Origin of the sequence: Ensifer sp. NPDC090286 (assembly GCF_044769565.1) — a bacterium.
In the GTDB taxonomy this organism is placed as follows: Bacteria; Pseudomonadota; Alphaproteobacteria; order Rhizobiales; family Rhizobiaceae; genus Ensifer.
In genome coordinates, this window is record NZ_JBIVYF010000001.1 from 39,822 (window position 1) to 51,424 (window position 11,603).

15 protein-coding genes are annotated in these 11,603 nt (G+C 64.2%); 5 read left to right on the forward strand and 10 right to left on the reverse strand.

Translation table 11 applies throughout. The features are described from left to right. The first annotated feature begins 46 nt into the window (after positions 1-46). Positions 47-1,645, forward strand: coding sequence for an L-aspartate oxidase (locus tag ACIQUG_RS00190; protein WP_402316180.1), 1,599 nt, complete (start codon positions 47-49; stop codon positions 1,643-1,645). A 51-nt stretch (positions 1,646-1,696) separates the two neighbouring features. Then, a complete protein-coding gene (nadC, locus tag ACIQUG_RS00195; protein WP_402316183.1) occupies positions 1,697-2,605 on the forward strand; it encodes a carboxylating nicotinate-nucleotide diphosphorylase in 909 nt (302 codons plus the stop codon). Positions 2,606-2,617: 12 nt separating this feature from the next. Here nadC and ACIQUG_RS00200 read toward each other — a convergent pair whose 3' ends face one another. From ACIQUG_RS00200 to ACIQUG_RS00240, 9 genes are all read right to left on the reverse strand, one after another. Then, a complete protein-coding gene (locus ACIQUG_RS00200) occupies positions 2,618-2,863 on the reverse strand; it encodes a hypothetical protein (protein ID WP_043616603.1) in 246 nt (81 codons plus the stop codon). A 157-nt stretch (positions 2,864-3,020) separates the two neighbouring features. Beyond that, positions 3,021-4,055: an NrtR DNA-binding winged helix domain-containing protein gene (locus ACIQUG_RS00205; protein ID WP_402316186.1), complete on the reverse strand. Its 1,035-nt coding sequence runs from the start codon at positions 4,053-4,055 to the stop codon at positions 3,021-3,023. After that, positions 3,991-4,530: a tyrosine phosphatase family protein gene (locus ACIQUG_RS00210; RefSeq protein WP_402316189.1), complete on the reverse strand. Its 540-nt coding sequence runs from the start codon at positions 4,528-4,530 to the stop codon at positions 3,991-3,993. The genes ACIQUG_RS00205 and ACIQUG_RS00210 overlap by 65 nt, the downstream gene beginning before the upstream one ends. 1 nt (position 4,531) lies before the next feature. After that, entirely contained in the window at positions 4,532-5,140 is a 609-nt protein-coding gene (locus ACIQUG_RS00215) for a YfbR-like 5'-deoxynucleotidase (RefSeq protein ID WP_402316192.1), read from the reverse strand. Next, positions 5,137-5,985, reverse strand: coding sequence for a YgfZ/GcvT domain-containing protein (locus ACIQUG_RS00220; RefSeq protein ID WP_402316195.1), 849 nt, complete (start codon positions 5,983-5,985; stop codon positions 5,137-5,139). Before ACIQUG_RS00220 ends, ACIQUG_RS00215 begins: the two co-directional genes overlap by 4 nt. 156 nt (positions 5,986-6,141) lie before the next feature. Then, on the reverse strand, positions 6,142-6,936 hold the full coding sequence (locus ACIQUG_RS00225; RefSeq protein ID WP_402316198.1) for a hypothetical protein: 795 nt from the start codon (positions 6,934-6,936) through the stop codon (positions 6,142-6,144). A 15-nt stretch (positions 6,937-6,951) separates the two neighbouring features. Continuing rightward, positions 6,952-7,221 carry a hypothetical protein gene (locus ACIQUG_RS00230; RefSeq protein ID WP_089043914.1) on the reverse strand — a complete coding sequence of 90 codons (270 nt, stop codon included), beginning with the start codon at positions 7,219-7,221 and terminating at the stop codon, positions 6,952-6,954. A gap of 158 nt (positions 7,222-7,379) precedes the next feature. Next, entirely contained in the window at positions 7,380-7,832 is a 453-nt protein-coding gene (locus tag ACIQUG_RS00235; RefSeq protein ID WP_402316202.1) for a TIGR02301 family protein, read from the reverse strand. After that, a complete protein-coding gene (locus ACIQUG_RS00240; protein ID WP_402316205.1) occupies positions 7,829-8,299 on the reverse strand; it encodes an NUDIX hydrolase in 471 nt (156 codons plus the stop codon). The genes ACIQUG_RS00235 and ACIQUG_RS00240 overlap by 4 nt, the downstream gene beginning before the upstream one ends. A gap of 60 nt (positions 8,300-8,359) precedes the next feature. Between ACIQUG_RS00240 and ACIQUG_RS00245 the strand changes: the two genes are divergently transcribed. Then, positions 8,360-9,139: an SOS response-associated peptidase gene (locus ACIQUG_RS00245; protein ID WP_402320488.1), complete on the forward strand. Its 780-nt coding sequence runs from the start codon at positions 8,360-8,362 to the stop codon at positions 9,137-9,139. Between the two features lie 20 nt (positions 9,140-9,159). Here the strand turns inward: ACIQUG_RS00245 and ACIQUG_RS00250 are convergent, their stop codons facing one another. Further along, positions 9,160-9,303 (reverse strand): hypothetical protein, encoded by a 144-nt coding sequence (locus tag ACIQUG_RS00250; RefSeq protein WP_197067130.1) that lies wholly within the window; start codon positions 9,301-9,303, stop codon positions 9,160-9,162. 414 nt (positions 9,304-9,717) lie between these two features. On the opposite strand from ACIQUG_RS00250, the gene cysS reads away from it, so the two are divergent. Together cysS and ACIQUG_RS00260 are read left to right on the forward strand one after the other, a co-directional pair. After that, positions 9,718-11,109, forward strand: coding sequence for a cysteine--tRNA ligase (gene cysS / locus ACIQUG_RS00255; RefSeq protein ID WP_402316208.1), 1,392 nt, complete (start codon positions 9,718-9,720; stop codon positions 11,107-11,109). Positions 11,110-11,216: 107 nt separating this feature from the next. After that, a complete protein-coding gene (locus tag ACIQUG_RS00260) occupies positions 11,217-11,600 on the forward strand; it encodes a VOC family protein (RefSeq protein ID WP_402316211.1) in 384 nt (127 codons plus the stop codon). Positions 11,601-11,603: the final 3 nt, after the last annotated feature.

An 11,603-nucleotide genomic window follows, 5' to 3' on the forward strand; every position in this document is an offset into this window, starting at 1 on the left:
CCGGCTTACACCGGATGCAGGCATGCGCATTGGAGGAGAATGAATCATGCTGACCGACCATTTCCGCCCGCAATCCTTCAACGGGATTGACGACATCGTCATCGTCGGCGGCGGCCTGGCCGGCCTCTTCTGCGCGCTGAAGCTGAGCCCGAGGCCGGTGACGATCCTTGCCGCAGCCCCGATCGGCCATGGCGCCTCGTCGGCCTGGGCGCAAGGGGGGATTGCCGCCGCCATGAGCCCCGGCGACACCTTCGAAAAACACGTCGCCGATACGCTTGCCGCCGGTGCCGGCATCGTCGACGAGAAGATGACGCGCATGATGGTGGCCGAAGGCCCGGCGCGCATCCATGACCTGCTCGACTATGGCGTGCCCTTCGATCGCGACCTCGAAGGCAAGCTGCTCTTGTCGCGCGAGGCGGCGCATTCCGAGCGCCGCATCGTCCGCGTTAAGGGCGACATGGCCGGCAAGGCGATCATGGAAGCGCTGATTGCCGCCGTCCGCCGGACGCCGTCGATCCGCGTGATCGAAGGCTATGTGGTCGAGGAGTTGGTGCGCGAAGGCCGCTTCATCTCGGGCGTCATCGCGCGCCCGGATGCCGGACAGTCGAAGAAGCGCGTGGCTTTTCCGGCCCGCGCCGTTGTGCTCTGCTCCGGTGGCGTTGGCCACCTCTATGCGGTCACCACCAACCCGTGGGAAGCCTGCGGGCAGGGGCTCGGCATGGCCGCCCGCGCCGGCGCGATCATCGCCGATCCGGAATTCGTGCAGTTCCACCCGACCGCCATCAACATCGGCAAGGACCCGGCGCCACTCGCGACCGAGGCGCTGCGCGGTGACGGCGCCCAGCTTCTGAACGCTGCCGGCCATCGGTTCATGCTCGATATCCACCCGGATGGCGAGCTTGCGCCGCGCGATATCGTTTCGCGCGGGGTCTTCGCCGAAGTCCAGGCGGGACGCGGCGCTTTCCTCGATTGCACCAAGGCGGTCGGCAAGCATTTCCCCGAGATGTTCCCGACCGTTTATGCCTCCTGCATAGCGGCCGGCATCGATCCGGTGACGCAGCCGATCCCGGTCGTGCCGGCGGTTCACTATCACATGGGCGGCGTGCTCACCGATGCCGAAGGTCGCACCTCGATCGATGGCCTCTGGGCAGCCGGCGAGGTGACCTCGACCGGCGTGCACGGCGCAAACCGTCTTGCCTCCAACTCGCTTCTCGAAGCCGTGGTCTTTGCCGCGCGCATTGCCGAAAACATCAAGGGCACGCTGCCGACGCCGCAGTTGACCGAATGGGGCGACAATGCCGGCGAGAACGACGATCCGGTGACGGTCGAAGACAGCCCGCAGCTGACGATCCTGCGCAAGGTCATGAGCGACTGCGTCGGTGTGATCCGCACGCGCGAAAGCCTGGTGCGGGCGATCCGCGAGATCGAGCAGCTCGAGCGCGACAACACTCGAATGCGCTTCACCAACATCATCACGACCGCCAAGCTGATCGCCGTCGGCGCGCTGCGGCGCACCGAAAGCCGCGGCGGTCACTTCCGCGCGGACTGCCCGCAGGAACGCCCGGAATGGCGTCGCCGCACCTATCTGACGCTCGCTGAGGCCAATCGCCTGGCGCGTGAACTGGCAGAGACGGAAGCAGCATGAGGGCAGCCTGGTCGGCCGCTTTCGAATTGAACCTTTGGAATGAGTGACACGATGACAGCAGCCCTCCGCCCCGAACTGCCCGCACTGATGATCGAGGATCAGGTGCGCGCGGCACTGCTTGAGGATCTCGGCCGCGCCGGCGATATCACGACGCTTTCGACGATCGGGCCGGACCTGACGGCAACGGCCGGTATGAATGTGCGGGATGCCGGCGTCATTGCAGGGCTGGAGCTCGCGCGTGCAGCCTTCCGTCTGGTCGACCCGTCGATCCGCTTCGAAGCCCTGGTGGCGGACGGCGACCGGGTCGAACCGGGCACGGCGATCGCCCGGATCTCCGGCCGCGCTCGCGGCCTGCTGTCGGCCGAACGCGTCGGCTTGAACTTCCTCATGCATCTCTCGGGCATCGCCACCTACACGGCGAAATTCGCCGACGAGATCGCCCACACGCGTGCGAAGGTCTGCTGCACCCGCAAGACCATTCCGGGCCTGCGGGCGCTGGAGAAATACGCTGTGCGTCTGGGTGGCGGCTCCAATCACCGCTACGGGCTGGATGACGCGGTGCTGATCAAGGACAACCACATCGCCGTTTCCGGCGGCGTCGCCAGCGCCGTCGACGCGGCGCGCGCCTATTGTGGCCATCTCGTCAAGATCGAGATCGAGGTCGATGGCCTCGACCAGATGCGCGAGGCGCTGACGGCCCAACCCGACGTCATCCTGCTCGACAACATGGGGCCTGATTTGCTCCGTGAGGCCGTTGCGATCAACCGGGCGCACTGGCAGCTCTCCACCGACGCCTATGCGGTCGATGCCCGCCGGACGCGGTTAGAGGCTTCAGGCAACGTCAATATCGATACGGTGCGGGCAATCGCCGAGAGCGGCATCGACTATATCTCGACCTCGAAGATCACGATGGCCGCCCCGACGCTCGACATCGGTCTCGACATCGCCATCAAGAAATAGTCGAAGACACGATCAACGCTGCATGATGAAGGGGCAGGAGAAGCGCTCGCCGACGGTGATCTGCGTGCCGCAATCATAACGGCAGGTCTTGAACTGTCCGTTCGTGTCCTGACTGTTGAGATTGCAGATGGTCGTCTGCGGTTGCATGCCGCCGCCCTGCTGGTTCTTGAAGTAGTCGGGCATCTTCGGCTTCTCGTCGGTTCCCGATTGCGGCGAGGTGCCGAGCAGCGACGTCAAAAAGGCCAGTGCGAGCAGCATGGTTGTCACCTCGGTCGTAGATATCGGGTCGCTCGGCGGCAGGTGGCGACTCTTCGGCCTCGTCCCGCAGCACCGATCATAGCATCATCCCTCCTATGTAGGGCGTGCCGCCGGATGTTTTTAGGTGCCGGTCCCGCTCAGGGATTGGTGGCTGCGGTCATCGCCCGCCGACTTTGAGCCCTGGGGCAGGACGCTCGTCGAGGATCTGGCGACGGAAGCGGAAGAGGGCAGCCGGCCGTCCTCCGGTGGAAGAGAGCGTCATGCCCGTCGGCTCGACCAACTCGGCCCCTTCGACCAGGCGCCGGAAATTTTGCTTGTGCAGGTGGCGCCCGGAGATCGCCTCGACGGTTGCCTGCAGATCGGTCAGGGTGAATTCCGGCGGCATCAGCTCGAAGACGACCGGCCGATACTTGATCTTGCCGCGCAGCCTCGCCATTGCGGTGGCGACGATGCGGCGATGGTCGTGGCGCATCGCCAGCCCGACGGTCAGAATGTCGCTGCCGTTGCCGCGGCCGTCGATGGCCGCCTCGGGAACGAGCCCCGCCTCGTAGAGCAGCTCATAGCGTTCCAGCACGCGCTCTTCGTCCCAGGGGAAATCGCCGAGGCCGAAGGCCAGGCGAATGCGCGCCCGGCGCCCGGCAATCCGTGCGGCCTGCTCCTCGCCGGACACGCCGGTCTCCCAGCGGGCAAGCGCCGGCAGGATGGCCTGGTCGAGCACCGCCGGGCGTCCCTGCCGCCAGTCTTCCCAGGGCAGGTAACCGTACCAGTCACGCCAGTGCGCGCCGGCTTCGGCCAGCCGTTCGGTATTCTCGGCATCGGTTCTGGTCAGCGCCAGATAACCGACAGAGACCATGTGCTTGCCTTCTTCACCCGGCAGCCGCTGGCGGCCACGATCGCCGAAGGTGTAGAGCTGCTCGATATAGCCGAGCTTCAACGCCGTGCGTTTTTCGACGCGATCGCGCAGGCTCGTCTCAAAGGTCCGGTGGAGCGCCGGATCGAAGGGGCCGAAGGGCAGGCTGTCGCGCGCGTCGCCGTCGCTTTCGCTGACTGCGAGGATGCGCGGGCTGCGGTTGACCACGGCGACGATCGCAGCGTTGAGGCCGATCTCGACCGTTGTCGGCTGTGTCTCAATCGGCAACGGCTGCTCCTTCGGAAGCAAGCGGCAGAAGGAACGGTGCGTTGCCGTCGGCATCCGCACCGCGACCGATCGCGCGAACGGCTGCGATGAGCCGGCCGTTGCGCTCGAGTACGGCGTCACCGATCTCGACAAGCCGGCTGTTGGGGGTCGCAAAGGGCGAGGCTCGACGCAGCCCTAGCACCAGTTGCGTGTCGTCCTGGTTCGGCTCGGCCGCAAGCGCGGCGATGAGGGCGGCTGCGGGCGAGCGGGAGACGCCCATCCAGCAATGAACGAGGAGCGGCCGTGCGCGGTCCCATTCGCGCGCAAAGGCGACGATCTGCCGGACATGGTCTTCCTGCGGCGCGATGAGGTCGCCGGTGCCGGCAAAGGTGATGTCGTTCATGCCGAGCGTGAGATGCCGCGCCTTGGCGATGACGCCGGGGCGATGAAAGTCCTGGCCCTTGGCAACGAGGCTGATCATCTCTGTGCAGCCATGGCGGACGGCCATTTCGGCGATGCGGGAAAGCGGTGAAACGATGATGTCCGGCATGTCAGATTTCCGCGCGTGCAGGCAGGCGCTGCGCTTCCAGCGCCAGGAACCGCTCGGTGAACAACCGCTGCGCCTCGACCGCCGGCACGGGATCGATCAGCAGCGTCTCGCGGGTGATGCCGCGTGGCAGGCCGAAGAATTTTCGCGCCTCTTCGACCGAGAAGCCGGCAAGCACGGTCGCTTCGAAATAGGCGGCGACATGGTCGGCCTTCTTGATCTTGTCCTTCAATTCCTTGGAGCAATGCGGCGGCAGGCCGAAACGGAGATGGATGGCGCTTTCCAGCCGCTTCTCGACCGATTTGTAGCCACCGCCGACCACCGCCTTGAACGGCGAGATCATGTCGCCGATCACGTATTCCGGCGCGTCGTGCAAAAGCGCCAACAGGCAATCGTCGGTGCTGCATTTGTTGCTGCGGCGAAAAATGTCCTCGACCATCAGGCTGTGCTGGGCGACCGAGAAGGCATGGTCGCCGGCGGTCTGGCCGTTCCAGCGGGCGACCCGCGCGAGACCGTGGGCGATATCGCCGATCTCGACGTCGAGCGGCGACGGGTCGAGCAGGTCCAGTCTTCGGCCGGAGAGCATGCGCTGCCAGGCGCGGGCCGTCGTCACGCGCTCGCCTCGTCGGCAGAGGTCGGGAAGGTGAGCCCGGCCCATTCGGGCAGGACCAATGTCACCGGAACGTCGCCGGCCAGCAGCGGGATGCCGTTCGCCATCGCTTCGCCGGCCTTGTCGATGCGCACTATCGCGAGTGCCGACTTGCCCTGTACCGTGCCGAGCGTGCCGATCGACTTGTCGCTCGCGGTGATCGTCGTTCCCGTCGGGGGAAGGGCGGCGTCGGCAGAAACGATCACCACCCGGCGGCGCGGCGTGCTGCGGTGCTGCATGCGCGACACCACTTCCTGGCCGACATAACAGCCCTTCTTGAAGGAAAGGCCGCCGTTCCTGTCCATGAGCACATCATGGGGGAAGGCGTCCTGCACCGCATAATCGGCGCCGGCATTGGCAATGCCCGCCGCGATCCGCAGCCGTTCGAGGTCCTCTGCGCCGGCCGTGTCGCCGGTGGCTTCCCCATAGGCGCGAAAGAGCGCAATGCCCGCCTTCTCGAAACGGTGGTCGCGATAGGCACCCGTGGGTGCTGCTTCGTCGAATATCACGGTGACGGCGTCGGATGTCTTGATCGAAAGCTCGACTGCCGAGCGAAGCTTGTACATCGTCAGGCGCTTCAGCAGCGCTTCGGCCTGGTCATGTGCCGTTTCCAGTCGTAGGCCGTCGCCGTCGCGGGAGATCAGGAACTCGAACAGGATCTTGCCCTGTGGCGTCAACAGAGCGCCGGGACGCGCCTCGTCGGGCGCAAGCGCGTCGAGATCGGTGGTGATCAGTCCCTGGAGAAGATCTTCGGCGTCCTTGCCGGAAATGGCGACGATCGCGCGATCGTCGAGGCGAACTCTGGGCATCGTTCGAATCCTGTTCGACGGGAGGGGAGAATCCCGCGCTAACCTAGCAAACGATCACCTGGATGGCCGCGGCCGACTCGGGCCCCGGTCCCACCGGCGATCTCTTGGCGAAGAGGTAGGATGTTCGGCTGTCATCGGCAAGCAGGTCGCCGGCGCTCAGTCGCCGGCGATGAAGAATTTCCACTTGCCATCCGGCATGATGCCGACCCGATAGAAGTTGTAGCTGCCGAATTCTTCCATGTCGGCAAAGTCGCCGGCGGTGACCAGGCGGAACAGGTCGACCTTTTCCGGTGCGGTCAGCGTCGAAAGCTTCTTTTCCGCGAAATAGGGCCAGACATAGGCCTCTTGCGGCGTACCCTTGTCCACCAGCACGAAGCCGGTTGACAGCACGTCGAGCAGGATCGCGAGGATTTCGACGCCTTCCTGGTCGCCCGAAAGGCTCTTCAGGATCGAGACCGGGTCTTCGTCGCCGGTGACGCCGGTGACCTGGGTCTGGTTCGGGCCCTTGCCGAGCAGCGAGCGCAGCCGCTCGATATCGCCGGAAGCTGCTGCCTCGACGATCAGCTCACGCATGCGGGCGACCGGCGCTGGGATCTTGGAGACATCAGTCAGCACTTCGACAGGCCCGGTCGGCTCCGGCTCTTCGGCTTCGGGAGCGTCTTCCTTGGTGGCTGTCGCCGACTTGTTGATCAGCGGATCGGGCATCGGGATTTCGAGCGGAAGCTTCTCTTCCTCATCCGGCTCTTCGGCAACGGGTTCGGCTACGGGCGGCGTCGCCTTCTGGTCACCCGCGGCAGGCTGTTGCTCGGCCGGGACGGGTTGCGGCGCGCCCTGCAATTCGCTGAGAGCGAAGGCGGGAGAAACCGCTGCCGGGGTGGTCAAGGCGACACCGGCCAACAGCAGTGTAGCGAGGCGAACCGGAAGGGTCCGGTTTGCGAGATTCCGATGCATCGGGCAGTCCTGATATTACTGAATCGTGCGCTGGGGCGAGAACTCGCCAGCGAGCACGCGCTCGCGAAGCGAATTGAGCATTGCTTCGGCGCCGTCTTCGCCATGAAGCCGAACGGTTTCCCGCATGGCAAGGGCAATGGCTGCATCGGCGATGATTTCCGGCTCGATACCGTCGGCCATTCCGTCCGCCCAGGCCTCGCTCTGGTGTTCCAGCGCGGCCTGCATTTTCTCGTGGACGATCATGTCATCGATGTCGGTCAGGCTTGGTTCCATCATTCGTTCCATGCGACTTCCATTGTGCAAGCGGTTCATTTTATGGCCGTTCGGCTGAACTCCGACTGAACGGCCGTGACGGACTCGCCACTTCTTACCACTCTCTTAACGAACTTAGCAGCCTTTTCCCGAAACGACACGGGGTCGTGAGAAAAGAGGTTAATTTATTGCTAATTTCCAAAGCGGGCGACGATTTCTGACGCAAGTGTTGCCCCTTCGGCACGATATCGCTGTTCGGCGACGATCGCGGGCCCCGTGCAGCTCGTATAGACGGACGCGAAGGTGCGATACCCGCGGTTGAAGGCGGCTGTCATCCGCTCGCGCCGTTTGACTTCGGTGGCGGTTTCCTTGTCGATCAGTTCCTGCATCGAGCGGCGCCAGACATCTTCCGGTTCCTTGACGCAGAGATTGCGGAGGTAGTGCACGGAGCCGAGGATCTCGGAGAGCCGAACCAGCCGCTGGTCATAGGGCGTCGGCTTTTCCTCCACGGCGGCCGGGGCAGGGGCTGCGGTCTCGGTCTTGGCCGGCTCTTTCGTCGGTGACTTTTGCGCTGCCGCGCCAGTGGCGACTGTCAAGGCGATGCCGGCGAGCGTAAGTCTTGCGAGGATCGGGACAGGGATCATGATTTCACCAAGCCCGAATTGGCGGCGGTTTCAAGGCCGTCGCCTGATGTCGCGGCGTTCGCTCCGGCGCCGGAGAGCCTTTCCACACATTCGCGCACGCTGTCCGGAATCGGCAGGGCGAAGATCTCTTCAGCTGTGAACCAGCCGAGCCCTGCGGCGTCGTCGCTGGCGACGGCAACTGCGTCGGCATCGGCCTCAGCCCTGAAGACCGACAGCAGGAAGTGTCGCCCCTCGGACTCCTTGCCCGGCAGATCGTAGACTTCGAACAGCACCGGATCGCGCGCCTTGATGCCGGTTTCCTCGAGCAATTCGCGAAGTGCTGTCTCCGCCGGCGTCTCGCCGGCTTCCGCCCGGCCGCCCGGAAAGGCGTACATGTCGGCCGACGGCGGGTTGGCCCGGCGGACGAGCAGATAGCGGCCGTCGCGTTCGAGAATGACGGAGGAGGCAAGTTCGGGCTTGGTCGGCATCGGGAATCAAATCGTCTCGGTAGCGTTGACCCATCCTACGTGAAGTGCCACATCGATGTCATGTGCGGACGTTTTGCGCTGACGGCGACCCCCGACGAAATGATGGAATTGTTCAGCCTGCTGGAAAGCGACGACTTTCCGGCGCGCTTCAATATAGCGCCAACCCAGCCGATCATGGTTGTCGTGGCCGGCGAGCGTGCGGCACCAGGCAGCAACCTGCCGGAGCGCCAGGCGCTGCTCGTGCGCTGGGGCTTCATGCCGGGCTGGGTCAAGGACCCACGCGACTTTCCACTGTTGATCAATGCGCGGGTCGAATCGGCAATCGAAAAGGCGTCGTTCCGTGCGGCCATGCGGCACCGGCGGGTCCTTGTGCCGGCCTCCGGCTTCTACGAATGGCGCCGGCCGCCGAAGGGCAGCCGCGAGCCGTCGCAGGCCTATTGGGTGCGCCCGAGGAAGGGCGGCATCGTCGCGTTCGCCGGTTTGATGGAAACCTGGTCCTCAGCCGACGGCTCCGAGGTCGACACCGCGGCCATCCTGACGACGGCCGCCAACGCCTCGATCCGGCAGATCCATGACCGCATGCCGGTCGTCATCCAGCCCGAGGATTTCGCCCGCTGGCTGGACTGCAAGACGCAGGAGCCGCGTGAGGTTGCCGATCTTTTCGGCCCGGTCGCGGAGGACTACTTCGAGGCAATCCCGGTTTCGGACAAGGTCAACAAGGTCGTCAACACCGGGCCCGAAATCCAGGACGCCGTCACACCCAGGCCGGTCGCAGATGCCCAGCTAAAAGGCAAGAGCAAACCGGCCGAGCCCGATGGCGGGCAGATGTCTCTCTTTTAAGGAAAAGAGCGTTGGAAGCGTCAGGCCGGCCGCTTTGTCAGCTTGCCAGCCGGCTTCGCCTTCACCTGCAGCGCTGCGGCAAGTACGGCCTTCAGGCCGAGCGGGCGATACTGTTCGACGAGATTGGCGGATTTGGCGATGTCTTTGGTCTTTGCGGCTTTCACTTGCACTCACTCCTTGATGCTTTCCCGAACCGGATACACTGCCGCTTTCGCACGTCTTCACGAAAGCGACGCTCCTCCTTGCTCTCCGGAGACAGGATTTCGTGGTGCGTTACCAACTACACCGCGAATCTGTTTTCCGCATGGCGATCTCAGATAAGCCTAATCATGACAAATCCATGACCGCGGAATCCTTTCGATAGTCGGCTGTGCTTGCATGCGGCTGACCTCTTGACCGAAATCGGGTGACGCGCGATAAGTGAGGCCATGAAAACGGTTATCTGCATTATCTGCCGGAACATTATTCGCTAGCGCTCCGCTGGCCTGGCCGTTTTCGTCTCCTAAAATCCAAGATGACAAACGCGCGGGCCTCCCGGGCGCGGTATTTTACGGTCGTATGCATCTTGGAGAATGGCAATGGGCGGAACGCCGACACTGAAGCTGTACAACACGCTGACGCGGGAGAAGGTCGAGTTCAAGCCGATCGACCCCGACAACGTTCGCATGTATGTCTGCGGCCCGACGGTCTATGACTATGCCCATATCGGCAATGCCCGGCCGGTCATCGTCTTCGACGTCCTGTTCCGGCTGCTGCGTCATGTCTATGGCGCGGATCACGTCACCTATGCGCGCAACATCACCGACGTCGACGACAAGATCAACGCGCGGGCGCTGCGGGACTATCCGACCCTGCCGCTCAACGACGCGATCCGGCGGGTGACGGAGAAGACCGAAACCCAGTTTCTCGACGATGCCAAGGCGCTCGGCTGCCTTGACCCCGATGTCCAACCGCGGGCCACCGACAACATCGCGCAGATGATCGACATCATCGAAAAGCTCATTGCCAAGGGCCACGCCTACCAGGCAGGTGGCGAGGTGCTGTTCGATACCAAGTCGATGGCCGATTACGGTCAGCTCTCGAAGCGCAATCTCGACGAACAGCAGGCCGGCGCCCGTGTCGCCGTCGAGGCGCATAAGAAGAGCCCGGGCGATTTCGTGTTGTGGAAGCTTTCTGGCGAAAACGAACCGGGCTGGGAAAGCCCGTGGGGCAGGGGCCGTCCCGGCTGGCACATCGAATGCTCGGCCATGAGCAGCCGCTACCTCGGCGAAGTCTTCGACATTCACGGCGGCGGGCTGGATCTCATCTTCCCGCACCATGAAAACGAGATTGCCCAGTCCCGTTGCGCTCACGGCACCGAGGTGATGGCCAATGTCTGGATGCACAACGGCTTCCTGCAGGTCGAAGGCCGCAAGATGTCGAAGTCTGAGGGCAACTTCGTCACCATCTACGAACTGCTGCACACGGAAAAATTCGCCGGCCGCCAGTGGCCGGGCGATGTGCTGAGGCTCGCCATGCTGATGACGCACTATCGCGAGCCGATCGATTTTTCGGTGAAGCGGTTGGAAGAAGCAGAGCATCTGCTCTCCAAGTGGCCGGTGCCGGGTGACGCCAAGGGTGAGGCCGATCCGGCCGTGGTCGCCGCACTTGCCGATGACCTCAACACGGTCGCGGCGGTCCAGGCGGTCCATGCGCTCGCCCAGAAGGCGGCAGCTGATCCGAAGCTGCTTGGGACCTTTGCCGCAAGTGCCGCGTTGATCGGCGTGGTGCCGCAGGCGGTCGAACTCGACGAGGGGCTGGTCCGCGACATCGACAGCCGCGTGCGGGCTCGTCTGGAACTGCTGAAGGCGAAGAACTTCGCGGAGGCCGACAAGATCCGCGACGATCTGCTGGCGCGCGGCGTTCAGCTCAAGGACGGCAAGGATCCGGCAACCGGCGAGCGGGTGACGACCTGGGATATCAAACGGTGACGGCTGCCTAGCTATCGAGCCCTGTCCGATCCTTCTGATCGGTTCGGACAGGGTATCTGAAAGGGCGGCGAAAAGTGGAGCGCATGCATGAAAGAGGAGTTCGTGCGATGATCGACCATACGGGCATTCCCGTCTCGGATTTCGAGCGGGCGCAGTCGTTCTACGACAAGGCCTTTGCTCCGCTTGGCGCCTCCTTGCTGATGATGGTGCCGCTCGAACACACCGGTGGTCTCAAGGTGGGTGGTTATGGCCGCGAGCGGCCGGTCTTCTGGCTGCATGAGACGGCTGCGACGGGGCCGGGCCGGCACTACGCCTTTTCGGCGCGCAGCCGCGTCGAGGTCGATGCCTTCCATCAAGCGGCACTGGCCGCCGGCGGGCGTGACAACGGCAAGCCGGGGCTGAGACCGCACTACCACCCGGACTATTACGGGGCCTTCGTGTTCGATCCCGACGGCAACAATATCGAAGCCGTCTGCCACGCGCCGGGCTGAGGA

Bases quoted from the DNA above. Each gene is read 5' to 3' on its own strand.
- ACIQUG_RS00210 (WP_402316189.1), bottom strand. From the start codon at position 4,530: ATGCCGGACATCATCGTTTCACCGCTTTCCCGCATCGCCGAAATGGCC.
- ACIQUG_RS00200 (WP_043616603.1), bottom strand. From the start codon at position 2,863: ATGCTGCTCGCACTGGCCTTTTTGACGTCGCTGCTCGGCACCTCGCCG.
- ACIQUG_RS00225 (WP_402316198.1), bottom strand. From the start codon at position 6,936: ATGCATCGGAATCTCGCAAACCGGACCCTTCCGGTTCGCCTCGCTACA.
- nadC (WP_402316183.1), top strand. From the start codon at position 1,697: ATGACAGCAGCCCTCCGCCCCGAACTGCCCGCACTGATGATCGAGGAT.
- cysS (WP_402316208.1), top strand. From the start codon at position 9,718: ATGGGCGGAACGCCGACACTGAAGCTGTACAACACGCTGACGCGGGAG.
- ACIQUG_RS00240 (WP_402316205.1), bottom strand. From the start codon at position 8,299: ATGCCGACCAAGCCCGAACTTGCCTCCTCCGTCATTCTCGAACGCGAC.
- ACIQUG_RS00235 (WP_402316202.1), bottom strand. From the start codon at position 7,832: ATGATCCCTGTCCCGATCCTCGCAAGACTTACGCTCGCCGGCATCGCC.
- ACIQUG_RS00245 (WP_402320488.1), top strand. From the start codon at position 8,360: ATGTGCGGACGTTTTGCGCTGACGGCGACCCCCGACGAAATGATGGAA.
- ACIQUG_RS00220 (WP_402316195.1), bottom strand. From the start codon at position 5,985: ATGCCCAGAGTTCGCCTCGACGATCGCGCGATCGTCGCCATTTCCGGC.
- ACIQUG_RS00205 (WP_402316186.1), bottom strand. From the start codon at position 4,055: ATGCCGACGGCAACGCACCGTTCCTTCTGCCGCTTGCTTCCGAAGGAG.
- ACIQUG_RS00230 (WP_089043914.1), bottom strand. From the start codon at position 7,221: ATGGAACGAATGATGGAACCAAGCCTGACCGACATCGATGACATGATC.
- ACIQUG_RS00260 (WP_402316211.1), top strand. From the start codon at position 11,217: ATGATCGACCATACGGGCATTCCCGTCTCGGATTTCGAGCGGGCGCAG.
- ACIQUG_RS00190 (WP_402316180.1), top strand. From the start codon at position 47: ATGCTGACCGACCATTTCCGCCCGCAATCCTTCAACGGGATTGACGAC.